General features: G+C 42.6%; 22 protein-coding genes and 1 pseudogene. 9 read left to right on the top strand and 14 right to left on the bottom strand.

Annotated elements, in window-relative coordinates; all coding sequences use genetic code 11:
* Positions 1–250: 250 nt before the first annotated feature.
* The 4 genes from I8U27_RS17400 to I8U27_RS17385 all read right to left on the bottom strand — a co-directional run bounded on the left by I8U27_RS17400 (position 251) and on the right by I8U27_RS17385 (position 8,465).
* The gene (locus I8U27_RS17400; protein ID WP_181754185.1) at positions 251–1,711 is read right to left on the bottom strand and encodes a reverse transcriptase family protein; all 1,461 of its coding nucleotides are present in this window, start codon (positions 1,709–1,711) and stop codon (positions 251–253) included.
* Positions 1,712–1,741: 30 nt separating this feature from the next.
* Entirely contained in the window at positions 1,742–3,361 is a 1,620-nt protein-coding gene (locus tag I8U27_RS17395; RefSeq protein WP_181754184.1) for an SWIM zinc finger family protein, read from the bottom strand.
* Between the two features lie 24 nt (positions 3,362–3,385).
* The gene (locus tag I8U27_RS17390) at positions 3,386–6,061 is read right to left on the bottom strand and encodes a hypothetical protein (protein WP_181754183.1); all 2,676 of its coding nucleotides are present in this window, start codon (positions 6,059–6,061) and stop codon (positions 3,386–3,388) included.
* A gap of 88 nt (positions 6,062–6,149) precedes the next feature.
* On the bottom strand, positions 6,150–8,465 hold the full coding sequence (locus I8U27_RS17385; protein WP_181754181.1) for a hypothetical protein: 2,316 nt from the start codon (positions 8,463–8,465) through the stop codon (positions 6,150–6,152).
* 645 nt (positions 8,466–9,110) lie between these two features.
* Between I8U27_RS17385 and I8U27_RS17380 the strand changes: the two genes are divergently transcribed.
* The 5 genes and pseudogenes from I8U27_RS17380 (at position 9,111) to I8U27_RS17365 (ending at position 14,293) form a co-directional block, all read left to right on the top strand.
* A complete protein-coding gene (locus I8U27_RS17380; RefSeq protein ID WP_181754179.1) occupies positions 9,111–9,608 on the top strand; it encodes a matrixin family metalloprotease in 498 nt (165 codons plus the stop codon).
* Between the two features lie 42 nt (positions 9,609–9,650).
* Positions 9,651–10,190 carry a hypothetical protein gene (locus I8U27_RS17375; RefSeq protein ID WP_181754177.1) on the top strand — a complete coding sequence of 180 codons (540 nt, stop codon included), beginning with the start codon at positions 9,651–9,653 and terminating at the stop codon, positions 10,188–10,190.
* A gap of 862 nt (positions 10,191–11,052) precedes the next feature.
* Positions 11,053–11,226: a YheC/YheD family protein gene (locus tag I8U27_RS21430; RefSeq protein WP_374057944.1), complete on the top strand. Its 174-nt coding sequence runs from the start codon at positions 11,053–11,055 to the stop codon at positions 11,224–11,226.
* A 307-nt stretch (positions 11,227–11,533) separates the two neighbouring features.
* Entirely contained in the window at positions 11,534–12,361 is an 828-nt protein-coding gene (locus I8U27_RS17370; protein ID WP_181754175.1) for a HipA family kinase, read from the top strand.
* A 528-nt stretch (positions 12,362–12,889) separates the two neighbouring features.
* A pseudogene (locus I8U27_RS17365) lies at positions 12,890–14,293 on the top strand (IS4 family transposase).
* Positions 14,294–14,444: 151 nt separating this feature from the next.
* Here I8U27_RS17365 and I8U27_RS17360 read toward each other — a convergent pair.
* A complete protein-coding gene (locus I8U27_RS17360; protein ID WP_232345615.1) occupies positions 14,445–15,422 on the bottom strand; it encodes an SDR family NAD(P)-dependent oxidoreductase in 978 nt (325 codons plus the stop codon).
* A gap of 939 nt (positions 15,423–16,361) precedes the next feature.
* The gene (locus I8U27_RS17355; protein ID WP_181754173.1) at positions 16,362–16,883 is read right to left on the bottom strand and encodes a Na+/H+ antiporter NhaC family protein; all 522 of its coding nucleotides are present in this window, start codon (positions 16,881–16,883) and stop codon (positions 16,362–16,364) included.
* 426 nt (positions 16,884–17,309) lie between these two features.
* On the opposite strand from I8U27_RS17355, the gene I8U27_RS17350 reads away from it, so the two are divergent.
* A complete protein-coding gene (locus tag I8U27_RS17350; RefSeq protein WP_181754171.1) occupies positions 17,310–18,101 on the top strand; it encodes a PHP domain-containing protein in 792 nt (263 codons plus the stop codon).
* Positions 18,102–18,148: 47 nt separating this feature from the next.
* Here the strand turns inward: I8U27_RS17350 and I8U27_RS17345 are convergent, their stop codons facing one another.
* Positions 18,149–18,640, bottom strand: coding sequence for a carbohydrate binding domain-containing protein (locus I8U27_RS17345; RefSeq protein ID WP_181754169.1), 492 nt, complete (start codon positions 18,638–18,640; stop codon positions 18,149–18,151).
* A gap of 125 nt (positions 18,641–18,765) precedes the next feature.
* Positions 18,766–19,326 (bottom strand): class I SAM-dependent methyltransferase, encoded by a 561-nt coding sequence (locus I8U27_RS17340; protein WP_181754167.1) that lies wholly within the window; start codon positions 19,324–19,326, stop codon positions 18,766–18,768.
* Positions 19,327–19,682: 356 nt separating this feature from the next.
* Here I8U27_RS17340 and I8U27_RS17335 point away from each other — a divergent pair, with 356 nt between their 5' ends.
* The 3 genes from I8U27_RS17335 to I8U27_RS17325 all read left to right on the top strand — a co-directional run bounded on the left by I8U27_RS17335 (position 19,683) and on the right by I8U27_RS17325 (position 22,329).
* Positions 19,683–20,489 (top strand): TetR/AcrR family transcriptional regulator, encoded by an 807-nt coding sequence (locus I8U27_RS17335; RefSeq protein ID WP_181754165.1) that lies wholly within the window; start codon positions 19,683–19,685, stop codon positions 20,487–20,489.
* 73 nt (positions 20,490–20,562) lie between these two features.
* The gene (locus tag I8U27_RS17330) at positions 20,563–21,516 is read left to right on the top strand and encodes an alpha/beta fold hydrolase (protein WP_181754163.1); all 954 of its coding nucleotides are present in this window, start codon (positions 20,563–20,565) and stop codon (positions 21,514–21,516) included.
* A gap of 204 nt (positions 21,517–21,720) precedes the next feature.
* Positions 21,721–22,329, top strand: coding sequence for a class I SAM-dependent methyltransferase (locus I8U27_RS17325; protein WP_181754161.1), 609 nt, complete (start codon positions 21,721–21,723; stop codon positions 22,327–22,329).
* A gap of 415 nt (positions 22,330–22,744) precedes the next feature.
* Here the strand turns inward: I8U27_RS17325 and I8U27_RS17320 are convergent, their stop codons facing one another.
* The 6 genes from I8U27_RS17320 to I8U27_RS17295 form a co-directional block, all read right to left on the bottom strand.
* Positions 22,745–23,011, bottom strand: a complete 267-nt coding sequence (locus tag I8U27_RS17320; protein WP_181754159.1) for a metal-sensitive transcriptional regulator — start codon at positions 23,009–23,011, stop codon at positions 22,745–22,747.
* Positions 23,012–23,024: 13 nt separating this feature from the next.
* Positions 23,025–23,411 (bottom strand): rhodanese-like domain-containing protein, encoded by a 387-nt coding sequence (locus I8U27_RS17315; RefSeq protein ID WP_181754157.1) that lies wholly within the window; start codon positions 23,409–23,411, stop codon positions 23,025–23,027.
* Between the two features lie 55 nt (positions 23,412–23,466).
* A complete protein-coding gene (locus I8U27_RS17310) occupies positions 23,467–24,243 on the bottom strand; it encodes a sulfite exporter TauE/SafE family protein (RefSeq protein ID WP_181754155.1) in 777 nt (258 codons plus the stop codon).
* Positions 24,244–24,260: 17 nt separating this feature from the next.
* Positions 24,261–24,737, bottom strand: a complete 477-nt coding sequence (locus I8U27_RS17305; protein ID WP_181754153.1) for a DsrE/DsrF/DrsH-like family protein — start codon at positions 24,735–24,737, stop codon at positions 24,261–24,263.
* A gap of 92 nt (positions 24,738–24,829) precedes the next feature.
* Entirely contained in the window at positions 24,830–25,057 is a 228-nt protein-coding gene (locus I8U27_RS17300) for a sulfurtransferase TusA family protein (RefSeq protein WP_181754151.1), read from the bottom strand.
* 29 nt (positions 25,058–25,086) lie between these two features.
* On the bottom strand, positions 25,087–26,217 hold the full coding sequence (locus I8U27_RS17295; RefSeq protein WP_181754149.1) for an MBL fold metallo-hydrolase: 1,131 nt from the start codon (positions 26,215–26,217) through the stop codon (positions 25,087–25,089).
* Positions 26,218–26,220 lie beyond the last annotated feature (3 nt).

Below are 26,220 nucleotides of genomic sequence, written 5' to 3'. Positions count from 1 at the left end.
CTCGCGGCGGACACCCTTGCCTTAAGCTAATGGCTACTGCTACCTTCACCATTCGGGACTTTCACCCTATAGACTACGCCCATGCCGGGCGCACAAAAACGAACCCAATCAGCGAAGAAGGATTGGGTTCGTGGTTACAAATTTATGTTAATGGTTTTGTAAGAACTGATTAAAGGATTACCAAGCAACGCCGTCTTTCACCCCGCGATTAAATGGGAAACCGGGGGTTTTCAACCTCCAATTGCTGTAATCATCCCTTGGCCTCTGCAACTGCACTCTTCTCCAAATTGTACTTTCTGTTAATGCGGTTCAATTGCTGCTCAAGGGTTTCATTCAGATCTGGACGAACCATGCGGATATAGCTGGCGTATCCTTTGATATAACCCCAAAAATCCGGATGATGATAAATATTTTGCTTTTCTGGTCCGGTTTTTTCCACATTGTGCAGCAGAGCCCGAAAAGCCCGCAGTTCTTTGCGGCTGATGTTAACTTTTTCGTTTAAGACGATACCCGTCACTTTTTGCCTGCGGGAAGAGCGCAAAACCCGCGTTTTTTCTTCATTCACACGAAATCCTTCAAAACGGATAATATGGCGGGCCGTGTTTATTACCCCGCCCATTTGTGGCAATCCCTCTTCATCGCAGGAAAACGTCAAATCATCTGCATATCGGCTGTAAGTAAAGCCGTTGGCTTCTCCCAAGCCCGTTAACCGCAGATCTAAACGCCGGCACAAAAGATTGGTGATGCCCGGGCTGGTGCAAGCGCCTTGCGGCAACTGGCGCTCACCAATCGCTACATAATAAAATTTCCCGTCAAACTGTACCTGTTTGCGCGGCGGCTCTGTACATAAGAGAGCCAGCAACGTGCTGATCGCTGCACTATAGCCGAACGATTGAAACAACCCTTTGACACGCCAAAACGTGATACTTGGAAAGAAGTCTTTCAAATCCATCTTGATGACCGCAGCTCTCTTCAGATGACACTTCGCGTTATCAACCGTACTCCTTCCGGGAATAAATCCATATGCGCTCGGGTGGACCTCCGAACCTCCTAAAATATGGGTTTTAACCCATTCCTGGGCTCGTCGCAGTTTGGGTTTCGGTGCGGAAATCTCCCGCATCCCCCCGCTTTTTTTGGGTATGGTAAACCGGTGATAATGGCAGATGGTTGCTGTATCCCGATGATAAGTCAGCCATTTCAGTTCACTTAAAGAAATCCCCATTTTCCCGGCGAGTTCTTCTGCTGTCCGAATCACAGGCAATTTGTTTAAACGCAGTTTTTCCTCGTCCATGTCAAACGACTGGAGATCTTTTGAAAAACCGGCTCCGACGTGGATCACATTTTTACTTTTGTACTCTTCCCAGCGTTTCCTGGCCTCTGCCCGGAGCCGCTCCCGTTCTGCTTTCCGTTCGGCCCGTTTCCGTTTGCTCTCCTCGATCCGCTGTTTTCTTCGTTCACGGATCATCGACTCAATATCGCCTAATTTTTCACTTTCCTGTTTCAGCCTATTCAACTCTTCAGTCAACAGGGCATATTCTTCATCTTCCTGTTCCTGCTTTGCTTTTTCTTCCGGAGGGATTGGCTTTTCCGACCAAAAACCCATGCGGATCATCTCCTGCCGGATCACTTCATCCTTTCCCTCTTGCATCACCCGTTCGATCCATTCTTCCCGGGATAAAGGTTGAGTTTCTTGTTGATTTTCTTCGGCCATTTCGCCCCTCCTCCAACTTTATTTATTGCTCTATTTGCGATGGGTTAAAATCAATGACAACATATGGGCACAAGGTCCCTGCATCAACCGGTTTTGCTTATAAAAATAACAGGAGCAAGAAGCATCCTTGATCCGACCGTCTTTATCTACACGCACCACGGGCTTATATGAACGGACTTCCCCTTTAAGCTCATACTCATCCGCGTTTTCAACAATTGATTGCAAAGTTATTTTTTCTTTTGAGAGCAGCTTGGCTGCTTCTTCTTCACGTGGATTGGCATATTGCAACTGCTCCATCGGCAGCGGGTCACGGGTCAATTCACGCAAACGGTATTTTCCCTCTTCCAGATCGTACATCACCCGGCCGGCGCTGCACAGTTGACGGAGTGCCGCCTGTACTGTATCCGGAGACAGTTGTGTCCGGGCAGCCAGTTCACTGGAAGATAACGTTTTGTGCAATTTTAACTGAGCGAAAACTAATGCACTTTGCCGCGGGTCAGCTTTTCCGCCACCGATCATCAAATCAAAATTTCCTGCCTGCGCCCAATCATTCCGGGTCCAGCCCGACAATCCCAGGGTAAAGCTGAAGGAACCCAGATCAGCAATATAGAAGCTGGGCATACCCGTTCCCAATAGATGAATCGTAATGCGACGAGATAAAGGAAGTAGTCGTTCTAACAGGAACAGTCGCCGTCTTCCCCAGGTACGGATTTCCCGAGTGGCATCACCCGTATACACAGACTCGCTGAATATCAATTTTTCGTTCCAGGGTTCAATGATCAATTTGACAGGTTCACCCGGCGTTAACACATAACGCAGAGAACGCGGGCTGTGCCGTTCACGGTGTCTGCGCAAAAAAGTACACAGATTATAAATATCAATCGGTTTCACATCAAAGGAAACCGTTGGCAGACTCATCGCTGACTGTACTTGCAGAAACCCGCGAATCCAACTATCCGGGACATCAATTTTCTGTTCCTTGTATACTTCCCGGCCCTCTGTCGCCACCTCAAAACCGGCAGGATCGATCTGAAACTCAGTGGGACGGTAGGTGCGCATCCTTAATAATTCTCCGTACAGCGCATCAGAAAAATCGATGTTGGTCGTTCCGTACTGAAACTCTTTGACATCACTAAATACATCCTCCCGTACAGCTAAGCGTCCGTAAGAGGATTCATCCTGGGAAAAAGCTTCGAAGAAAACCTGGTCCGGAGCAACCGTAATCACAGGATCTAATACGAACCAGCCCGCCCGATCATAGGTATAAAGATAATCAAAATAACGCCGCTTCGCCTTATTGAAGTCACCATTCCGCCGATCCCTTAGCATCTGTAATTCCCGCAAACGGGAATGGACCGTTTTTAACCGTTCACTCAGTTCTTTGTACTGTGCCACCTGATCAGCAATATCCAGTATGTATTGCTCCTCCACCCATGCTTGATAGGCACTATGGTCTTTGGGCTTATAAGTTAAATCGGACACAACTACATCTCTTAATGCGCACATCGCATCCCGATAGCGGATAGGATCTGCGATTTTTCCTTGAAAATAAGTAGGATCCCTCCCTAAATCCGGGGAGAAACTAACCACTGTTTTTCCGGAAGCATGGCTAATCTGACTTGGTTTGGAGTATGTTTGTTGAAATAGCAAAAGTGTCCCCTCCTTTGCACTTTATCATTTAACCAGAAGAACCGGCAACTCAAGTTCAGGATACAAGGACCGGAGCTTAGTCAAAATCACCAGCACCTGCTCAAAATCCCGTTTTCCGCCATTGCGGGCATAATCGGACAAGACGCGTACCGCTACCTGTGCCAGCTCCTTGTTTTCTTCTCCCCACTGAGCCAAAAGCCTAAAAGCCAAATTCTTCGCTTTACGCCCCTGGTTGACACGGAACAGAATCTGCCTGAAAAAGAGTTCCAGTTCCCCGAGGTGCTCCGCTGACCAACGAAGCTGTTGCGCCCGTTCAACTGCAAAGGTGAGCACCGACAGATAAGGGCTTTCACTCGCTCGAAGCACCAGTTCCCTTGCATCCAGCTGTTCTTCATACTGTTCCGCCAGTTCCATAGCCTTTTGCCTCACTTCATCGATTGAACTGTCCAGCAGCCCGTAGATGAGCGTTGGCGAGACCATCTCTTCCGCCGCATTTTCAATCTGTTCAAAAACCCAGCCCCGCGTATCTTCCCAATCTGTTTCCACCAGATTGACCCACTCTTCGGCCTTTAATTGCTGTTTCACACGATCCAACCAGCCGCGTGCCTCTCTTCTGGCAAATGCGATTCGACAGTGTGCCAGAGAGCTAAGTTCTTCCACGCCCACTTCTTTGGAACCCGGCTCCCATCGTTGTAACAGTCGGGCTCCCAACTCCTGCAGTCCCGCATCCCGGCTGTTGATCAGCAAGAGGACACGGTCCAAACCCGGGTCAATCTTGTCCCAGAACAACCTGCCCATCAGTTCTTCACGGATAAAGTTTCTCACCCCTTCGGGTGTATCCGATTGAGTCATACGAGCCCATAGTTGCGGGAAGATTTGGGTCCAAGTATTGTTGATTTGCTGGTTCCAATACCACCGCAGCCTCCAGTAAGAAAAACAATCCAATACATACCGCTGATGGTCTTCGTCATCAATCAGCAGCCACTCCATTAGAAAATCTGCATTGATCTGCTCATGAAAATAATAAATATCATATTTTAAAATCTCACGAGCTGACTGCCTTACCTGAATCTCTCCTGAAAGAAGGAAAGGAATCAGCTGTTTTGCCGTAAACTGCAAAGGAGTATAATAATCCGGGCGAATCTTGTCCAAGACACGGGCTGCCAGTCTGCGGGTTTCCGGCTCCCGTGATTGCAATAACTGTCCCGCAATTTGTATTGCGTTCATTTCTTTTAAGACAGAGAGTAGCGGTTCCTCCAAAAACAACTCAATATTATCCCGATATTCAACAAGGGCCAAAACAAAAGTTTCATCTATGCTCCATCGTTTATAATGCTTTACAAGCAGGGATTGGGCAACCTTTCTCACTTCATACACTGAAGATGTTAAAAACGGCCCTAAATCCAGCTCCGTATAGGGTTTGAGATCAATATAAAGATGGAGCAACATGCGGGCTCCAAGGATCTGAACCTTTTCAGAATTAAGAGATGCCAACAACTGTTTCGCTTTTTCCAGAGATGCCGCTTGATGGAAAAAGGACCCCAGTGCTCCTTCCAACAATTCAGTTAAACTACACACTGCTGATTCAGGTACCGGATTTTTGCACAACGCCTGCAAAATCATTTCCGTCAGTTCCATTGACTTTACCCATGACCACTTCGCTACGTGCATCTCAACAAAGCGGATTGCAGATCGTTGAACCTCCGGGTCATCGTTGACAGCCAACTTCATCCACAGAGAAAAATCCGGTTGGTTGGGATCAATCCTCAGCAATAATTGTTCTGTCGCAAATTGGCGCTTCACCGGGTGACCACTTTCAAGTAAATCAATAAAAACCCGATACTCCAACGAGTTCAGATAATCCATATTTCCGGCCTTTAACGCACGAATGGCAAACTGAATAACCGGTTTCGCTTTGCCTTTTTGAATGAGTCGAAGCAGTTCCTCCGGACAATCATCCCACAATTCCGGGAAAGCCTCTTCCCGCTCTTCTGGAAAACGCGTTAAATCTTCCTCGGGCAAATCTGCCAGTTTCCATTTTCGATTCTCATGACAGAGAAAGCGTTTACTATTTCTGTAAAGAATCTGGTTAAACACAAAAAAATGAATGTATCCGGTTAATTCATCATCCCGTGTCTTAATCCACCAGGACCAATCTTCAGGGTCATAGTTTAATAGAATTTCTGTTGCCAGCCGCACATAGTCCGCAGATCCGGCTTTCCCCAGCTGACGCAGTTTGCGCCATGAACGGCGGCGCAAGTAATTGGCGGTTGCCATACTATAAAGTTTCAGATGGCCGGTATAGTATTCTCTGCTGTTCCATCTGCTTGTATCAAATAGCCAGGTAAGCTTGGCCCAGGTCTTATAATCAGAACGCAATTCTGCCAATTTATAAATCCCTTTAACATATCGATATTGTTCTTTTGTGAAATACACATTTTGTTCAAGAGTTTTAAACAGAGCACGATGTGCCAGGGGCGTTCCATGCATATATAACGTCCACAACCAAGATGGATCAGTGCCGCGACGCCGGGCAAATTTTTCAGGGAACTGGGGATCTTCTTTTTCTAATAATATCTGCAAATAATTGGACAGCGGTTTAATTTCCTTCTCTTCTTTCCACCAGGCATGCCAACGGGCATTTTCTTCTTCAAAAGCGTCTAATTGACCACCTGTGACTGATTTGTCATCTCTGCTCATTTCCAAACCTCCCTTGCTATTTGGGACTTCCGCTCAACAACAAACTCATTGTTCAAAAACAGAACCATTTACAGAATTACAGATCATGTTATGAGATTACAACAGGCAAATCTATGCCGGGGACAACAGAACGCAGGCGGGTGATCAGAACCATCACTCGCTCAAAATCACGCTTCCCCCCATTGCGGGCAAAATCTGACAACACACGTACAGCCATTTCAGATTGTGGCCCTCCTTCTCCTCCAAGTTTCCCCAGCAGATCTAATGCTGTTTCTTTTGCTTTTCTTCCCCGGTTTACTTGAAAGAGCACTTTTCTCAGTAAAAGCTCCAATTGCCCAAGATATTCTTCATCCCAGCTTAATTGCTTTGCTTTGTCCAGAGCATAATGGAAAATCGTTGGATGAGGGCTTTCCCACATACGAATGACAAGTTCATGTAAATCCAGTTGACCCTCAACCTTTTTTGCCCATTCCAATCCTCTTTGCCTTACCACTTCAATGGAACTGTCCAATAAGCCGTAGATAAATTCTGCGGGAAGTTCCTCTCCGTATTTCCTCTCCATATGCCGGAAAACCCATTCTCTGGTATCTTCCCAATCTGTTTCTGCCAGTTGAACCCACCATTCTATTGAAATCCCTCCCGCTTGTTCATCCAGCCACTTTCTTGCCCTTTCACGAACTGCGAACAATCGGGATTGTGCCAATTGAGACAATTCTTCTATTTTCAATGCCGCAGATGTCATTCTTGCCAGCATTCGCGTCCCCAATTCCTGAAGTCCCTGATCCCGGTTATTAATAAGGTGAATAACACGGTTAGCCGGAATCCAGACCAATTCCTCAAAAAACAGACTTCCGAGCAAGTCTTTATGTATATAGTCACGAATGACCTGAGGTGTATCCGAACGGATCATCCTCACCCATAACTGTTGAATCAACTCTGGTAACAGAGGGACAAGCGTAAACAGATGGGTACTGAAAAATTGGGTTAGAAACACGTGATTATCTTCATAAGGAATATAAATCCATTTTATCAGCGTTTGCACATCAACAGTCAAATGATGCAGATTATTCAAAAGCGCTTGCCTGGCTGCTTCACGGACTTCATACCTGCCGGCTTGTAAGCAGGGAAGTAATTCTTCAGTTGTAAAAGGTGATTTTTCCCATGAAAGGTGAGCTAAAATATCATCAGCGATTTGTTGAATAAGAGGATGAAAGTGGTTCAAAAATTGATCTGCCAGGGGTAAGCTGGCTTCGTCCCGTAAAGCCGGCAGCAAAGGCCCTTCGATGAGACGGTATATGGCATTCCAGTACCAGAGTGTGGACCGTTCTTTCTTACTGCCCAACAATCTGCAAACAAGCTCTGCAGATAACTGGGAAGGCCATTTGCAAGCATGCTCTTCAATATACTGCACTCCCTGCTCCATGAGAGAGAGGTCACTACAGTGATTATCGATGATTCGGTACAAAACATTTATATCAGGGTGATATGAGTCTTGACGCCGCAACAGCTCCCTGCACGCAAAATCACGCTTTGGCGTTTTATCTTCATCCAAAAGGGGGATCATTGCCTCGCTGGGCAGTGATTCTACATAGGGCGGGTTGCCCGTTTTTAAAGCTTGTATGGCAAAACATATGACCCTGGAGTGCTTCGCTTCCTTTATAAGCCTCCACAGCTGATCAGGATGGCGATCCCATAATTGCGGAAACGCTTCTTCCCTCTCCGCAGGGCACTCCTGCAAGGGTTTATTTACATAATCCCATCTGCTGCTGTAATGGCAGATCAACCGGGAACTATGGCGGAACAGAAGGTGATTAAATAACCAGAGCCGCACCAGGTTTTCTCTATTGCAGCAAAAGCGGTGTTCCTGGGTATCCGCTTCAGTATAATGAATAAGCGTATCCACCGCGAACCGGACAAAATTGGAATCACCCGTTTCCCCCAGTTTACGCAGCGTCCGCCATGTTCTTCTTCTTAAATAACGATAGGTAGCATTTGAATAAACTCCCCCGTTTTCCAGGGTACCTCTATATACATCAAAGATCCTTGCCAACAAGCCCCATATCTGACTGTCTAGCTTTTTTTCCGCCAGTTTGTAAATGGCTTTGATGTACCGAAAATGATCCGGACACAAGTACTTGTAGACATTCCCCTGCAATACGTTATGTATGATTTGCCGGGCTGCCGGTTTTGCGCATAAATAAAGTTCCCACAGGATTACACCATTCGGCCTTTCCTGCAACTGCACCACCATTTTTCGGAATGTCTCTTCATTTCCGTCATCCAACAATGTTTCCAGATCTGATGGCAACTCCTTAATCTGTTCTTCTTGCTCCCACCATGCCCTGAATCGCTCCTCCTTATCTTGTCCGCGATATTGGTCCTTGTCCCCGTTTGCTAAAGACATCCCAAACCTCCCAGTACTTACAGCAAAGCCCGACCTATCTTGAGGTCGGGCTTTGTCATGAGTTTGCTTACTAGAACTCCTCCGAGTTGGATTCGCCACTGATCGGTCAGCCACCCCTACATAGGTGACAAAAGAGGCTGCGGCCACGCCTCCTCAGGCAGCCGAGTCACCTATGTAGGGGTGGCTGACTGCCAAGTAAGGCGGAGCCGGGTGACGGATGTTTCCCGTCAACGCATATATGGCGTATCGCCATACAATATGCTAAACAAACTCATGTTTTTAAGTATAAATACTATTCATTTTTGTGTCAACTATTATTTTTTAAAAAATATAGTTTATCCTGTACAATTTAGCTAAGCACATTTCCATGGATCATAAATTTTTGCCAAAATGTTAAAATAATCCATCTTTTCTATACTATCAGCAGTCAAAATTTTGTAGTCGGCTTTATTCTCCCTGACTGCTAGTGCTACCTGAAAAGCAGGACTGAAACAACTTCAAGTAAGAGTACTTATCAAACGTTAATTTTGGATAAAAAATTTAAACTATTCATGAAAATAGAAAGGATCTCGCAAAATAGTGTAGAATTATATTCATGCAAAAATCATTTTACATTTAAAAACCTAATAACAAGGAGGAACCTAAATGTTAAAGGTTGGGCCTAAAATCCTTTTGGTGACAGGTGTGTTGTCACTGTTCTTTTTGCCTTCAATGGTATTCGCACATTTTCTGGACTATAGTGCTGTTGATGGACGGGAAATTCGCTGGGGAAGCAGCACCTCTTATACGACGGCCCGTGACCATGCCATTGCTGCCTGGAATAGTCTTGGGAGAGTAAACATTGCACCAGATACGGCAACTACTGTTGAGGACCTTACATTTTTAGACAGCAACCGTTCCGACGTCTCTTGGGACGGACTTTATACTCACACCTCCGGCAGCGATGAAATTTACCTAAACAGTTACTACTTAAGAAACTATACGACTTTTAAACAAAAGGCGGTGGCCGCACATGAGGTCGGACATGCTTTGGGGCTTGCCCATAGTTACAGCACTCAATTAATGTACTCCTGTTCTACCTGTTCAGGCGTCAATACACCGCAAAGCCACGACAAATCTGATTATTATACCCTTTATCCTTAATCTTGAAATATAAGAAATATATATTAAAAAGGAGCGATCAGGATGTTTTCGATCAAGTGCGGCAAAAAAACATGGTTATTTACTGGTGCGATTTTGTTTCTTGCCGCTGTTTCAAATTTTATCTTATTCCAGTTTATCAAAGAGCCGGATCAGCAATCCGTTCATATAAACATGGTGACTGACCTGAACGATCCCCGGAAATTAGCGGGTCTGGCTGAAAATATATTTGTCGGCAAAGTAATCTCCCAAGCCGGAACGAAGAGCCTCAGTCAGTTGCCGGAGACACAGTTTAACGTGGAAGTCATCCAAAACATCAAAGGAAACCTCTCAGGTACAGTACTGGTTAATCAACAGGGAGGATATAACCAGGATCAGGAACTGGTGTTGGTTGAAAACGATCCCCTTCTCAAACCAGGTCATACCTACCTATTTTCTACGCGTTATCTTCAACAAGAGGACTGGCATACAGTCATCCCCATTCATGGAGATGTTCCTCTCAAAAGTACATCCGAACTCCAGGCTAAAATCTTAAACATAAAAAAAGCAGTACAACAGCAAATCCAATTTCAGCCCGAAAAATAAAGCTTCTGAAACCCGAGCCTTACAGGATCATAGCCTTAAGGTACGGGTTTCTTCACTTTTATTGAAAAAGTCGCTTATTATTTTTATGTTGAAACGCGAATTTTACCCGATAAGGATGGAAATCACGAAAAAGACTAATTTTCAATCCCTCTAAGGATATAAGCTAGTCTTTTTTTGTGGAGCTTCATTAATATTCAGTGGACGAAGAGAATCTAACGAAGTGGGTTTGCTAGTGAATGAATATTCCCCGAAAAAATTGATGTGCTCCCAATTAAGAGGAGAAACGTGATTGAGTAGTTTCGATCTAGGAGCCCTCGACTCTCTAAATATCTAGCAGCTAAAAACTGCGTTTTGACGGCGGGACCCCATCACCATCCAGTTAAGATGTCTTAATACCCCCTAAAACAAAAAAATGAGCTGTGTTGGAGAAAAGATGTATTTTTTTCGTTTTGAAGTCATTTGCTTTTCTAATCTTGATGGCTATGTACGGTCACCCCGAGTAAACCGGTTATCGGATCACTCGGGAAGAATGTTTCCAAAATCCAAGCAATCGGAAATAAACATTATATATTTTATCCCTATAAAGGAAAACGGGTTCGCTTTCTGAATTTCAACTTAAACAGGAACTGGCTAAACATCGCTTGACCAACAATATTTTTTAATTCAACAAGGAAATCCCCTTGGCCAAGTACCACGGATCTCCGTTTGACTTGCGCGTAACGGCCGGTGGCAAATCAGCGGTGAAGTCGCCAAGGTAGCACGACATAAAGGATTTTTGACGAACCTATCGCAAAACGGAAAGACAATTCCAGCACCCAAATAAAAACCCCAAAGATATCCTTCAAAAGGTTAGCGTTTAGCTATAGAGGTATGCCAGACTTTAGAAAAAACTTATTCGGCTTTTGCTGATGCTGGGCTGGATATCGGGCTCGATCATAAAGCACATCCTTGGTTAATCGAAGTGAACTTTCGCGATTTGCGATACTCTTTTCACTCTGCTGGGGAATACAGGATGTTTCAAAAATACCTACTATAACCCCATGCGTTATGCAAAATTTTTACTATCCCCCAAGAGTGGATAAGTACAAACGAAGCCAAAGAGGGAAGTGAGGAAATTGAAATAATACCATCGACTTCACTAGCCGGGATCCCTGCAATTTTTTGATGGCTTCATCAGCAAAATTAATGCCTCCCGTTGACAATACAGTCCCCCGCAATGATTCCTTGGAAAAACCCCATTTTTCATCCGTTTAGTTTTGATGCCCTATGCATTCATTGGCGGCGTTGAATATGCTATAAAACTGAAAACAGTGTAAATATTTTATAAAGGATGATCTGAAACCATGCACAACAGGAATATACGACCGGTCAAGCATATTCGAGGAATGCCTAGGGGTAGTTCTCGTCCACAACAGATCCTCTTTAGCGACGGTCGCCAGTATATAGTCAAATTTAAAAACAACCCCAAGCAAGGGACTAGAGCGCTTGTCAACGAGTACATTGCAGGTCAATTAGCTCGATTACTCAATCTTCCTGTACCTCGCTTCAAAATCGTAAATATATCAAAAAAATTTATCAGGGCGAACCGGATATTGACCCAACATAACTTTGCACCTGGTCATCAGTTCGCAAGTGAATACATTCATAACTGTAAACAAAATATTACACGCCTTCTCCCGCGCAAACTGAACATAATAAACCGAAAACAACTTACCGGGATCATCGTGTTTGATCAATGGGTTAATAACATTGACCGTTTGAAAAGAAATATTCTCCTACAAGCTAATCCCCGTGAAGGTGGCTATAAGATCTATATGATTGATCATGGTCATAGTTTTTCGTATTATAATTTTTCGCGTAAACGTGATTGTAATTGGACACCATATACGCTTAGCTTCCTTCCTCAGAAACTCAAACCTACCGACTTTTATAACTGGTGTGTTGATCAGGTCCGCAGTTCAGGCGATTTTTTCTGGTTCGTGAACAAAATTAAACAACTACCAGATGAGCAAATATATAAAGTGATCGCATCAATCCCAAAAGATTGGAATGTATCGCAGGTGGAAAAAGAGGCATTGTTCGCTTACCTTAAAAAGGCTAAAAAAATGCTTCCGAAATTAATCACACAATATATAAACGAAACTCATTTCAAGAAGCATCGAACCAGGTAAGTGGGGATGTATCCTGTCCTCTATGTGAGCTTCCAGATTGAGAAATTGAGACACAGCGAATCAATAGGAAAATCATTCATGATAGGGGAGAAATTGGTCCAAAAGGAGTATCGCTTTTACAAGTTAGAAGTTAAATCATGTTTAGCGAGCATATGTATTACAATAAACTAACAAGGAAAAGGCGACCCCAATGGATCGCCACACCACTTTGGTGCTTAATTTTTTTCTGAAAGATACGACAGTGTAAAAATCTAAGTTTCATCAAAAGGTCTACGACGTCTACGACGTCTTGGGCAGAAACAGAAACAACCTCTTGGACAGAAGCGTCCTCTTCTAAATCGTTGCTGCGGCTTGATATAGTATATTACTTATTATCAAAAAACGTGCAAACGTTATAAATAATTAGTTGTCTTTTTACGCCCTTTTTGGGGTAGAGGTACATCGCCCTCAAGTTAAGAAATAGAATACTCACAGCATTAGAAAAAACGCTATTCTTTATTAAGACGATAAGAAAGCATGGCGTTTTTAGTGAATCTCCCCATTCAGCAAGAGCCACATCTGTATGCCGAAGAGCTACGAAGACATCTATCCAAGCCTGCTCTTGAACAGTTGGCAAAGCAGACGGGCTTTGTACAAAGAGCAAGTAAATATGGTGCTCAGGATTTGGTTGCACTGTGTGTCTGGATGAGTCGAAACATAGCCAGTACCTCTCTAACCAAACTGTGTAGTACACTGGAAGCTTCAAATGGAATATTGATCGTTTTAATGTGGGTGCTGTTCGATTTCTTCAACGATTACTCGCTCTTTTGTTGAAATCGGAGATTTCATCATCGAGTACAATTTTCAGCGAGTATATAGAGTACTTTCAGTGGATTCGCATTCTGGATTCTACTATTTTTCAGATTCCTGACTCATTGATGGATCATTATCCTGGAGCAGGTGGCTCTGGCCATACAGCGGGTGTCAAAATTCAATTGGAATATGATCTACATAGCGGTCAATTTCTAAACCTACAAGTAGGCCCTGGAAAAGAAAATGATAAAACCTTTGGTACCAGTTCTTTAAATACTCTTCGACCTGGTGATCTATGTATACGGGATTTAAGTTACTTTTCGTTGGAAGACTTGGATCAGATGGATCAACGTGGTGTTTTTTACGTTTCACGCTTAAAACTAAATAACAAAATATACAAAAAAATCCGAAACCCGAATATTTTAGAGACGGAACGATAAAGAAACAAACGGAATATATTCAACTTGATTTAGAAGACATCATGAATCATATGCAGCCGGGTGAAACGCTTGAAATAGCCAATGCTTATATTGGAAGGTATAAAAAACTACCCGCTAGAGTCCTATATCGACTCACGGAAGGGCAAGTAAAGAAAAGACGAAAAGATCAAGCCTATAAAGAAAAGAAAAAAGGGATTACCTATTCAGAACGCAGTAAGCGTTTAACTGAAATTAATACGTATATCACGAACATTCCTTGGGAATTCGTTCCGAAGGAACGAATTCATGACTTGTACTCATTAAGATGGCAAGTGGAAATCGATTTAAAACATGGAAATCGTTTTTCCGGATTGATCAATGTAAGGAAGTCAAACAGGAACGGATGGAATGCCATCTCTATGGACAACTGATTGCCATTTTCTTATGCTCTTCTACTGTGTTTCGCATGAGAGAGCTTTTGCTTCGCAAGAAGCATAAAGAACTGAGTGAATACAAAGCAATCTATATGATTCAAAGCTATGTCCCATTACTTCATCAGTCCATACAGAAAAACACCCAAAAGATATCAAAGATTTTCCTTCGCCTATTCCATATGGTAGAAAAGAATGGGCGAAAATCTCACCGCTATGAGAAAAAGACAGTCTTTGATATTTTGGGTGTCGTCTATGAGTATAACAGAAAGAGTATCAAAGCAGCTTAATTGTAAGAAAATAACATATCTTTAGGTTTGTTTTGTACAACTACCCGTTGTATAAATTATCCTTTTATTATAGTAATATCCATCTATGTTTTTTTACATTGACCTAACTTGATGGCGATGCGGCGGGACCCCTATATGATACAACCGGATACTACCAATCAACTTGCTTATAGTCCTTAAAAAACACGCCATTAGCGGGCTTTTCCGCATCTATACCTTCGTAAACCGGATCGCAAATACGGGCAGCTGCATCATGAAAATTCAATGGCAGCCGGATCGCAGACTTTGCTTTGGCTTTTTCAGGAAATTGATTTGATACCCACCCCGGATCAACACTCGTAATGAAAATTCGGTCCTTCTTATACTCTTTTGACATTGTCAACGTCATCATATTCAGCGAAGCCTTTGCCATATTGGTATGTACGTGGTAGCGGCCTTTGCGCTTCATATTAAATTTCCCCTCTGCTGAGGATACATTTATAATAAATCGATTCAAATTGGGGCTCCTGAGCATAGATGGCTTTAACCTGGTGCTTAACAAAAAAGGCGCTGTCACGTTAATCAACTGTACCTCCAGCATCTCAACCACCGAAATTTGATGAGATTGTGCGATCCAGGAATTGTGCTCCTGTGGATTGTATTTCATTAACTCGATCTCTCGATTGATAAGCTGCAAATGCTGAAACTCCTGTGGCAGTGTATTGGGTTGTTGAAATTGAGCTACAGGAGCCTCGCCGGTTGTAAGCTGTAATGTTTGGCTTCCAGTCAATTGATCTTTTAATTTAATCTCGTTTACAGCCAGCTTACTATATTCTTCTTCCGGCATTCGTACTGTTTGTGCTGCATTATTTATAATAATATCCAGGTATGGAAACTGCTTATCCAGAAAATACGCAAACTTCCCCACCTCTTCTATTTGTCTGAAGTCTAGTCCGTAAATATGGATACGATCTTTCCAGGTTTCAAAGTCAGGCTCCCGAATATAACGCTGCAGAGCATCATAAGGAAACCTGCTTGTCACAATAACCCGCGCACCGTCACGCAGTAGTCGCAAGGCTGTATGGTAACCTATTTTCGTTCTTCCGCCTGTAACCAGGGCAATATATGCACTTAAGTCATGCTTGGCCAACCGCTTTTTTTCGTTAAAATCTCCACATTCATGGCAGAGCTTATCATAATGCGGGTGTCCAACGAATATAGGCTGTTTACACACATAGCATCTGTTCTTCTTTTTCTTTTCATTTTTGCTGCTTTTGATTTAACATTTTTATCACCTAATTCTTATTTACAAAAGATAATAACATCGGTTACAATTCATTTACACAGTAGCTTAATTAAAGTGCCGGCACCCACAGTCAAGATGAAGGTATTAATCCTTCCTGCGTACTGCGGTAGTTTAATTAAAACGCCTGCCTTTCCAGCAGGAGATGAAGGTTCCAATCCTTCCCGCTTTTACAATAAACAGAACAACGATGCGCACCCGGTTAAAATCAGGTGCCTTTTTATTTTCATCTATAGTTATTCATGTAGCTGAAATCTTTTTATCATGATGTCTAAAACCTGTTACAAGCGTCAAAAAAGGTAACACCCAAAGAAACACGGCAAAAGGCAAGTACGAGATAACGGGAACATCAATGATATGGCTGCAGAGAATGGCTAACATATTCCAGGGAATCAATCGACGACTACCTGGGTTAGTTTCCCATTATCCTTGAAAGCTCCCTGACAGAGAAATGCCGATCCCAATGGCTTTGCAAAACCCGTCCCGTAAGCATGATTGGAAAAGTTTGATTTGGCGAAATCATACAAATGACCAGAGCGAGACAAAGACTACGGAAGGTATTTGATCGAATGGAATGGTGATTTGATATAAACGGGCGGATAAAAGGTTGAATAATATTGCATCGTTCCATCATTTCACTATAAACTCCTGCCATCGCTATAAACACAACTGTCGGAATGGTGCCTTTGATTCCCCCCAGTTCCTGGACCCCATTCCAAATCGCGTGTAATAAATCTAAAGGCGAAACACCTTGCCATAGTGAGATGCAAGCAGCGGTAGTAATACTTACGATAAAAGAAAGGTAAAGGTTTCGGAAAATGGATATACATAAAAGCATAAGAACAGGCGGCAAGAAGTAGATAAATACATAAAATGACGCATCACCAGGCATGGGGTCAATGAAACGGGCGGCACATCAAAGTATACATCAGCCCCGGCATAAAAAAGACCGGATAGGAATATGCCCGCGATTGTTGTTGGCAACAGCACTTTAAACAACGAGTACTGATTCAGTTGCAGAATTTGTCTTAACAGCTGAAACGAACTTGAAAAAGGTGAAGTCCGATCCCCAACAAATGCACCGGAGATCAGTGCACCGGCCGCCCACTCTACAGGAAGCCCTGCCATATGTGAGATGCCCATGACAGGTACACCAATCACACTTAAACTGCCGAGAGAAGTTCCCAGTAACATAGACATCAATAATGCTGACAAAAACACGAACAGAAAAAAGATATACATATCAATCCAGTGAAGGGTGAATGTTACGATATGTGTAACTGTACCACCCAGTTGCCATACAGGCAACATAACTGCAATAAAAAATAAAAGCCAGCATACATCTTTTATTTTAAACGCCCCACTTTTGATATTCCAGGAACACGGAGAGCAAAAAACTACCCAGGGTTATTATAACAAGATTCAGAAATTCCGGTAATCGAAAACATGTATTCATAAAAAATCCAATCACCCTCTATATAGACAGTATTTTTTTATAGATGAAAATAATATATCAATAAAATAATCATTCGACCATTCCTAAAATCTTCTTTATGCCTTGGCAAAGGACTTCAAGTCACCTTTAAACAACACATAACGAAAGGATTTTATATTCACGCCTCATTATTGATTCAAAATAATGAAACCCCCATATAATAATAATTAACTGATAATTGTTGTATAGCCGCCAGCAACAAAACAACATGATCTAAAAACATAAAGGAGATTGAATAGATGCGGATTTTAAATCATCTTCCCCCCGGAACCTTTGACCTGCACTTACACACAACAGCCTCTGACGGCCTCTTCACGCCATCGGAAATCGTCAAACGAGCCAAACAAATTGGGCTGCAAACGATTGCCATTACTGATCATGATTCATTATCGGGGATCGCAGAGGCCGTGGAAACAGGCAAAAAACTGAAGATTACAGTCATTCCGGGAGTGGAGATATCCACGCGCTGGAAAGGAAAAAACATTGATATTCTTGGTTACAACATCAGAGATTGTGAACAACTTCATCAGGCGTTATCTCCGTATTGGGAGGCACGTCTCCGCCGGGCAGAAAAAATCATCCAACGGTTTTGTGCATTAAACATGCCCATTACTCTGGAAGAGGTACGGAAATGGAGCGGCAACAATCTGATTGCCCGTCCCCATATTGCCCAGGCAATTGTCAGTAAAGGTTATGTTAACACAATTCAAGAAGTATTCAATCATTATCTGGCAGATGGAAAACCTGCGTCAGTAGATAAAAAAGAACTCGCCCTGCAAGATGGAATTAAGCTCATTCATGAAGCCGGCGGGATCGCTGTTTTAGCTCATCCTGTCTATGTAAAAGACATTTCTTTGGTTGAGGAAATGATTCGTGAAGGGATAGAAGGTATCGAAGTCTGGCATCGCAACCATTCCAAAAGAGATGCCAAGGCATTTATAAGATTGGCAGACAAATACGATTTGATAGTAACCGGGGGTTCTGATTTTCACGTGGAGGAACATCGCATGGGCCAGTTTACGCCGGAGTAAGAGGAAAAGCTGGTACGCTTTTATGAAAGTGTGCCAGCTTTTTTATATCATGACCCATTTGAGCAAAGAGAGACAGCATCCAAATCAACAATACTCCCTGTATTGCCAAAGACCGTGAAGCGTACCCGGGGATGCCGAGCGCGAGCACGGAACACAAATGTAAACTGATTGTAGTCGGACGGTAAATCCCTCCCGCTGATCACAATGGTTCTGCATCCAAACTGGAGCACCAGGCGCCGCGGGGCATCCCCGCTGGAACGAATAGCGAAACGCAACACATACAGCTTTCCCAATCTTAAATTACGCGTTCGTTGCCATATCCTGCCGATCTGTCCTGATCCCGGAGTAAAACGAACATGACCTGATCCGACAAATGCTGTCTCTCCCTCAGCTTTCAACTGAACAAAACCGGAAGGAATCCAAGGAAAAAAGCTGATATCGGAATCCTCAAATAACCCATTACGAATCCGGTTTGAAGTGCTTTTGGCCAAGTTTTCCAATTGTGACGGGGCACATTCCAACGACGAGGATAATAACATATGTCATTCACCTTTTAGAAGAAAAGAATTATACAATTTTATATATTCCTTTCTGCCAATCTTGGTGAATCTTTTCTTTTAATCTTTAAAATCAAGGCACTTCAATGCATTTATAATTGTCACACCTATTGCGGCTTGATTGCATCCGCAATAATGGACACAAATCTTAGCTTGCCTTCCAGATTGCGGTGATCAAAGCGTAGCGAACGATAGATTTTCCCGTCTTCCGGGTCCCAGTGGCGGTAATGAAACTGTCCTTTTTCGTCACAGTATTCCAGCAGCTTTGTCTCAAAACCTGCCTCTTCAAACATCTGTGTCAGTGTGCGGTGGTTGTAAACAATCTTGTGGCTGGCAGCAGGATGATCCTTAGGTCCCGGCCCTCCTACCTGTACCGTGCACTGATATTCGGGATCCGGAAAATAGCCGTCCGGTACGGCACATCTAATATAGCCACCCGGCTGTAAAAACTCGAAGCAAATGCGTGCAGCCCGCACGCCTTCTTCATAAGTTAAATGCTCCCACACATGTTCGGCTAGAATGGCCGTCACACTTCCTGGTTGAAAACGATCAGCCCAATCTTCACGTTTCAGAAGATTAAGCTCCTTTTCCTGGGTATGTAACCATCCGGGGTTGTTGATAAAGCTGCCGGCCCCCACAACAACGCGGATCTTTTTATCTCCCGGCATGATCCCCCTCCTAATAAATAGTAGGTTAATGTTATTTAAATGTTGCAAAAGAAGGTGTACGTTTCCTTGAGTTAATATTACAATAACATTACATATATTACAATAATATTACAAGCCATACTTCTTCCTAGAGTTTGAACCAACAACTGAACGACGAAGTACAATCTCCCCAAATGAAGGATGCTGGTTTCTTTTGAGGAACTTACGTTACACTTTGGAACCCCGCCCCATTTTCGCGGATTATTTGTACCATTTTACAATTGGCACTCCTTAAAACACTTGACAATGGCAAAGGTGAAAAAATACAATAAAGACACACTTAACAGTATTTGATTATATCATCGGAGGATTAAAGAGTGAAATCTTCTTCTGAACGAATTTTAAAAGCAGCTTTTGAACTAGCTAGTCGTTATCCATATGACAAAATTACTTATGCAGATGTAGCAAAAGAAGCAGGAGTACACTGGTCAACTGTGCAAAGATATTTTGGCAGTAAAGATGAAATGAGAAGAGTTCTATTAGAGAAACAAACGCAACATCATCACTCCCTTGCAGATACGAGAATGAAAATCCTGGAAGCGGCAAGGCGTGTATTTGCAAAATACGGATATGAAGGCGCTACATTGGATCAAGTTGCAAAAGATGCGGGATTGACTAAAGGGGCCATATACTGGCACTTTTCGAGCAAGAGTGATTTATACCTTGCTCTTTGTGAACGAAGCCTGACACAGCTCCTGCAAGGACTTCCCGGACAGATCCGAAATATTTTTGGTTCATCCAATCCAATGGAAGCTTTAAAAACTCTTCTTGAGTCACAATTTGCCTCTTGCGAAGAGGGAAACGGCGAACAGCCCATGCTTTTCTTTGAATTTATATCCAGCAGCCGGGACCCTTCTGTAAGAAAAAAACTGTGTGAATCCTTCTCCAAATTATTTCAGGGAACCTCTGATATATTGCGGGAAATGCAACAAAAAGGTTTGTTAACTTCAGATGTTGACTCCCGTGATTTATCCGTCATTCTCCATTCTCTTGTCAACGGTATTGTACTCATGTGGTTAGTAGCTCCAAATCATGTCTCATTTCAATCAGTTTCTGCAGCAGTGTCAAAAATACTATGGTATGGAATACAACCGAATGAGCAAGAAAAGGAAAATCACCCGTAAAATACGGGTTTTATAAATCAGTAAACATACTCAGAAGTATGTTAATATTACATTTTTGGTTGAGGAGAATGAAATGAAGAGAGGATTGAAAAACTTGATAATCATATTATCGATTGTTCTTTTTTTGGCGGCCGGATTGTTTTGGTATAACCAATATGAATTTAGACAGGCCGAAGTTAATTTTCCGCCAAACGGTAATTTTATAACTGTAGAAGGAACTAAATTGCACTATATCCGAAAGGGCTCAGGTAAACCCCTTGTTTTTCTTCATGGAGGTGTTTTGACAGGTAATGACTTTGAAAAAGTGATGGAAATAGCTGCAAAACAAGGATACCAAGCTATCTCTTTTGACCGCCCGGGATACGGATATAGCGAAAAGCCAAAAAACGAAGAAGTAACTCCTATTGTCCAAGCCAGACTTATACATGGTGCATTAAAGAAGTTAGGTATTGGAAAACCGATTCTTGTCGGACATTCATGGAGCGGAATATTGGTTCTTTCGTATGCACTTTCCTATCCGGATGAAGTTTCCGGCATAGTAACCCTGGGAGCGGTTATGTACAAGGAAGGGTATCCTGCAGAAAACGGGGATCCCATTTCTGCTGTTGTAACAACGCCGATCATCGGAGATGCCCTTCTCAATACTTTGTTAAAAAGTCCACTGGGAACAGGTTTAGCGAAAAATATATTGAAAGAAACTTTCGCTCCTGAACCAGTACCTTCCGATTATCGAAAAGCTGCTCTCGCACTTTGGCTTCGTCCAACCCATTTTAAAGCGAATCGAGAAGATGTTCTCGCTTTTTCTCCTACTGCAGAAAAAATAAGTAACAGGTACAAAAATATCAAACATCCAATGGTCATTGTAGTTGGTAATAATGATCCATTTGGAACAAAAGAACAAGCTTGCAGATTACAAAAATATATACCGCATGCTAAGCTTATGGTTTTACCTCATGTGGCTCATATGATTCCGCAGAATCATCCTAAAGCCGTAATGGATGCAATTAAAACACTTATTGAAAAATAACCTTGTAAATAGACTTCATGATCATTTATTCAATATACATTATAGAGACATTCCATTATATAATTTGAATACTTCTTTTTTCGTCACTTACAATCTTATCATCCTGATAAATTTAGGCATCTTCAAGATGAAAAAGTTGAGAAAACTTGCTTCAAACGTTAGCGGATTTACTTGTTTCTAAACTATCGAAAGGTGTGCAGAATCATGGGTTGGATTCAAAATTTTGCTAAACAATTTCAACATCCGGTAGGTTTCTGGGGACATGTGGCTGGAAATATTATGGCGCTTAGCACCGGAGCCAGAAACACTTGGACGCTGTCCTTCTTAGATATTCAGGGAGATGACCGAGTGCTTGAGATTGGTTATGGACCGGGTATTGGTATTTATCAATGCAGTCAGATGATTCAACAAGGTAAGGTGATCGGCATCGATGTTTCTGACACCATGTACAAACAAGCCATGCGACGAAATCGAAAAGCCATTCAAGAGGGAAAAGTAGAATTGCGAATCTCCGCAATTGAGAACTTGCCAATATCTGATAAACCCTTTAATAAAATTTATTCTGTTAATTCTGTTATGTTTTGGTCTGATCAACAAGCGGCATTCCGAAAACTATATTCATTATTAAAGCCAGGTGGAACTATAGCAACAACCTACCAACCCATTTATAAAGGAGCAACGAAAGAAGACGCCATTAACTATGCTGAAAAGTTGTCTAGCATACTTCAACAGGTTGGATTTACAGAGATCTCAAAAGAATTGAAAGAATTTAAACCTGTAGCCGCCGTCTGCATTGTGGCACGCAGGAACTAAAACAACCTTTCATCTAGGGGTTCGCCACATAGCCACCCGTCTATCTGAGAAATGAAGGAGACGATCACACCATTGTTTGCTCACTGATTTGCTGAATTGGCTTATTCTATCTATGCTTTAGTTAAGTACCTCCTTGTTTTTAATGAGTGTTGGGGAACACCCATAAGTTAAACAGGAGGTACTTTCTTTGTCCAAAACACCTCATTGGGGTCCCGCCGTTTTTTCGCGGATTCACCACGTTAGGACATGCAAAAAGCAAAAATCCCGATGTTCAACCACGCTAAGGAGTTGATCATCGGGGGGTGGATTTCTTTGATCATGAATCCTACTCTAAGATTAGAATGAACAAAAAACCCTATTTTCACTATGCTAGCGAGAAATCGAGTTTTAGATTATATCGTCTTATCCGTCTCCATTATCTAGTTTTTACTAGGAGATCGATGGCCTCTTTCAGTAATTTTGTGGTATCAGCGTTTTGGTCTTTTTCCAATTCTTTGCGAATACATTGCTCCAAGTTATGAGTGAGAATATACGCGATCGACCGGTCCACAGCTGAACGAATCGCAGATAATTGTGATACGACATCTTTACAATCTTTATCTTCATCCATCATGCGTAAAACTCCGCGAACCTGCCCTTCAATACGGCGTAAACGTCTTTTTACATCGTCATCGTAAATCATGGCCTTACCCTCCTTACTTGCTTTTTCTGATCGGTCCTTTCCAACGTATAAGTCCACCTTGAAGATGAATCACTTGCTGGAAACCAAGCTTGCGGAATTGTCGGGCAGCTATTGCACTTCGCGAACCGCTTCGACAGTACAGATAAATGTGTTCGTTCGGCTTCCATGCAGAAGACTTTTTCTTTAATGACTCCATTTGACTAAGCGGGAAGTTTATAGCCCCAGGTATATGCCCCGACCGAAACTCATGTTTTTCCCAAACATCAATCAAACGAACTTTTTTGTTTTCTATGATCTTCATTAACTCACTGGGGCTTATTGTTTGAATGCCCCGATTCATGAGGAAAAAATAAAGAATCCCACCTAATAATACAATAATACCAATGAAAATACTATTCATTGAAGATTTCGCCACCCTTGATAGAAAAATTCCCCATGAAGTTTTGGGGGGGGGATTAAAGGAGATCCAACCAAATTTTTACCGATGTTGCTACAATTAACACAGCCAAAATCACTTGTAACACTTTGGGATTCACTTTTTTTCCAACACTAGCCCCGAGTGGAGAAGCGATAATGCTAGCAACAACCATAATGATGGCTGGAAGGAAAAGAACCTGACCTGTCATGATTTTGCCTACAGTTGAACCAATTGAAGAAATGAATGTAATGGCGAGCGAGGTAGCAATGGTCATACGTGTAGGGATTTTCAAGACGACAAGCATAATCGGTACCAAAATAAATGCGCCTGCTGCCCCTACAATCCCGGAAGCAATCCCTACAAAAAAAGCTGAGAGGGCAGCTAGTGTAGGATTAAAAGTTACTTGATCAAGGGGAATATCATCAAGACCTTTTTTTGGTACAAACATCATGAGAGCGGCAATCGTAGCCAATATAGCATAAACAAGGTTGATTTGCCCTTCGCTGAGTAACTTGGAACCATATCCACCGATGAAACTACCAATCAAAATGCTGATTCCCATGTAAAGAATGAGATACTTATTGAGATATCCGCCTTTTCGATAAGCCCAAACACCACTGATCGTAGTAAAAAACACTTGAACTGCACTAATTCCTGATACCTCATGAGCAGTATAAGCCGCAAATCCCAGTAGAGGAGGGATATAAAGAAGCATCGGATATTTAATAATGGAACCTCCGATTCCCACCATTCCTGATATAAAAGAACCGGTAAATCCTATCAAAAAAATGAGCATAATAAACCATATATCCATCTCTGAACACTTCTTTCTCAGATAAACAAGTTAATTTTTGCCTCGTTTGCCTCTGCAAGATAAGAGGCCACCCCAGCATACTCAAGTCCATCAATCAGCTCTTCTTGCTGAATCCCCAGCACGTCCATCGACATGGTACATGCGACCATTTTAATATCCAGTTCTTTTGCCATTTCGATGAGCTCTTTCAAAGTCGTAATGTTTTTCTTTTTCATGGTGTATTTCATCATCTTGGCTCCCAGGCCACCAAAGTTCATCTTCGAAATTCCTAGTTTTTCAGGCCCTCTTGGTAACATCTTGGCAAACATCTTGTCCATCAATGATTTTTGTACAGATACATACTGATCTTTACGAAGAATGTTCAGTCCCCAAAAGGTAAAAAACATGGTCACTTGGTTTCCCATCGCAGCAGATCCCGTTGCGATAATAAAGCTGGCAATGGCTTTATCCAAATCGCCACTGAATACAATCAAGGTTGATTTATTGTTTTCCATTCATATCTTCCTCTGCCATTCAATGATTTGAAATGAGATGATCTCCTTCGATCCTTCCCCCGTGAAGATAATGAAGGAGATCTTTGAATCACTTAACCCTTTTGAATCCAGAATTTATACACACCGTTATCTTCGCTTTGTTCGATTACTTGATGCCCTGCTGTCTTTGCCCATGCAGGAATATCACTTAAAGCTCCTGAATCCGTCGTATGAAGTTCCAAAATTTGTCCCGCCTTTAACTCATCCATCGCCTTTTTGGTACGAACGACAGGCATGGGACACGAAAGCCCTTTTGCATCTATCACTTTAGCCGCGTTCATTTATCTTCGTCCTCCTTAAACAAAATGAATTAATCATGCACGGCACAACGGTTGGGGCCGATTTCCATTTCCCTTTGTTCATCTTCTGTAGGGGTGAGTTTCCCCATATTGGTTTGACGAATTTCCTGATAAGCATTAGGTTGCGGCGGAAGATTCTCGGTTACCATTTTGCGGAATACCTGTTCATCTTCTACTTGCAGACCTGCGTTTTTCGCATACAGTTCTCCGAGTTTAGCAAACACGCGTCCTTGATCATCCATTTCACTAATCTTTCCAAAGTGCGCCGGCAGAACGAGGAGTTCTGGTGAAAGTTCTTTATACAGTTGGTATAGGGTACGGCGCAAATCACCAACCCAGTCTTTGGCTTTTCCTGCCAAGTCAGGTCTGCCAATGGAATCCACAAACAAAATGTCTCCAGACAGAAGATATTGATCATCCACAATTAATGATGTACTTCCAATCGTATGCCCTGGAGAGTACAGAGGCTGAATACGAATGCGCGTATTCCCAACCAGAATATCTTTACCTTCTTCCAATGGCTCGTATGAGAAGGTTACTTCCGTCGCATCTTTAGGCGGAAGATAATAAGTCGCCCCCAGTTTTTCAGCCAGTTTACGACCACCGGAAATATGGTCAGCATGAAGGTGGGTATCAATCAAATATTTAACGGTAAGCCCCTTTTCTTGAGCAAATTGCTCAAACGGTTCCGTCATCCTTACCGCATCGATGATCGCCGCTTCACCATTAGACTCAACCAAATAGGAAAGACACCCTTTTCCGATCCGGTTAAACTGATAGATGCTTCCGCCATTTTTCAGATCACCGATTTTGACAGGATAGAGGTATTCACTCCACGCTCTCATACCGCCTTGGAGATAATACACTTCTTCCACACCCGCTTCATCCAATTGCTCTGCCACAAATTTGGAGGAACCTTCCTTTGCACAGACGACCAGGATATCTCTCTCATCTTTCGGCAATTTTTCTAATGCGTGTTCTACACTGTCGATCAGATCAAAATATGGAATGTTAATGGACTCCACTTTTTTCCCTTCAATTTTCCAATTGGTATAGTCTTCTTGATTACGTACATCCAAGATAAAAAGCTCTCCATGAATCACTTTTTCGGCTGCTTCTTTTGCCGTCATTATTTTTACCATGGA

Origin of the sequence: Paenactinomyces guangxiensis, assembly GCF_016055185.1 — a bacterium.
In the GTDB taxonomy this organism is placed as follows: Bacteria; Bacillota; Bacilli; order Thermoactinomycetales; family Thermoactinomycetaceae; genus Paenactinomyces; species Paenactinomyces guangxiensis.
Note: the sequence above shows the minus strand (reverse complement) of the source record. Positions and strands in the feature narration are given on the sequence as shown.

Bases quoted from the DNA above. Each gene is read 5' to 3' on its own strand.
- I8U27_RS17400 (WP_181754185.1), bottom strand. From the start codon at position 1,711: ATGGCCGAAGAAAATCAACAAGAAACTCAACCTTTATCCCGGGAAGAA.
- I8U27_RS17390 (WP_181754183.1), bottom strand. From the start codon at position 6,061: ATGAGCAGAGATGACAAATCAGTCACAGGTGGTCAATTAGACGCTTTT.
- I8U27_RS17385 (WP_181754181.1), bottom strand. From the start codon at position 8,465: ATGTCTTTAGCAAACGGGGACAAGGACCAATATCGCGGACAAGATAAG.
- I8U27_RS17380 (WP_181754179.1), top strand. From the start codon at position 9,111: ATGTTAAAGGTTGGGCCTAAAATCCTTTTGGTGACAGGTGTGTTGTCA.
- I8U27_RS17375 (WP_181754177.1), top strand. From the start codon at position 9,651: ATGTTTTCGATCAAGTGCGGCAAAAAAACATGGTTATTTACTGGTGCG.
- I8U27_RS17370 (WP_181754175.1), top strand. From the start codon at position 11,534: ATGCACAACAGGAATATACGACCGGTCAAGCATATTCGAGGAATGCCT.
- I8U27_RS17350 (WP_181754171.1), top strand. From the start codon at position 17,310: ATGCGGATTTTAAATCATCTTCCCCCCGGAACCTTTGACCTGCACTTA.
- I8U27_RS17345 (WP_181754169.1), bottom strand. From the start codon at position 18,640: ATGTTATTATCCTCGTCGTTGGAATGTGCCCCGTCACAATTGGAAAAC.
- I8U27_RS17340 (WP_181754167.1), bottom strand. From the start codon at position 19,326: ATGCCGGGAGATAAAAAGATCCGCGTTGTTGTGGGGGCCGGCAGCTTT.
- I8U27_RS17330 (WP_181754163.1), top strand. From the start codon at position 20,563: ATGAAGAGAGGATTGAAAAACTTGATAATCATATTATCGATTGTTCTT.
- I8U27_RS17325 (WP_181754161.1), top strand. From the start codon at position 21,721: ATGGGTTGGATTCAAAATTTTGCTAAACAATTTCAACATCCGGTAGGT.
- I8U27_RS17320 (WP_181754159.1), bottom strand. From the start codon at position 23,011: ATGATTTACGATGACGATGTAAAAAGACGTTTACGCCGTATTGAAGGG.
- I8U27_RS17315 (WP_181754157.1), bottom strand. From the start codon at position 23,411: ATGAATAGTATTTTCATTGGTATTATTGTATTATTAGGTGGGATTCTT.
- I8U27_RS17310 (WP_181754155.1), bottom strand. From the start codon at position 24,243: ATGGATATATGGTTTATTATGCTCATTTTTTTGATAGGATTTACCGGT.
- I8U27_RS17305 (WP_181754153.1), bottom strand. From the start codon at position 24,737: ATGGAAAACAATAAATCAACCTTGATTGTATTCAGTGGCGATTTGGAT.
- I8U27_RS17300 (WP_181754151.1), bottom strand. From the start codon at position 25,057: ATGAACGCGGCTAAAGTGATAGATGCAAAAGGGCTTTCGTGTCCCATG.
- I8U27_RS17295 (WP_181754149.1), bottom strand. From the start codon at position 26,217: ATGGTAAAAATAATGACGGCAAAAGAAGCAGCCGAAAAAGTGATTCAT.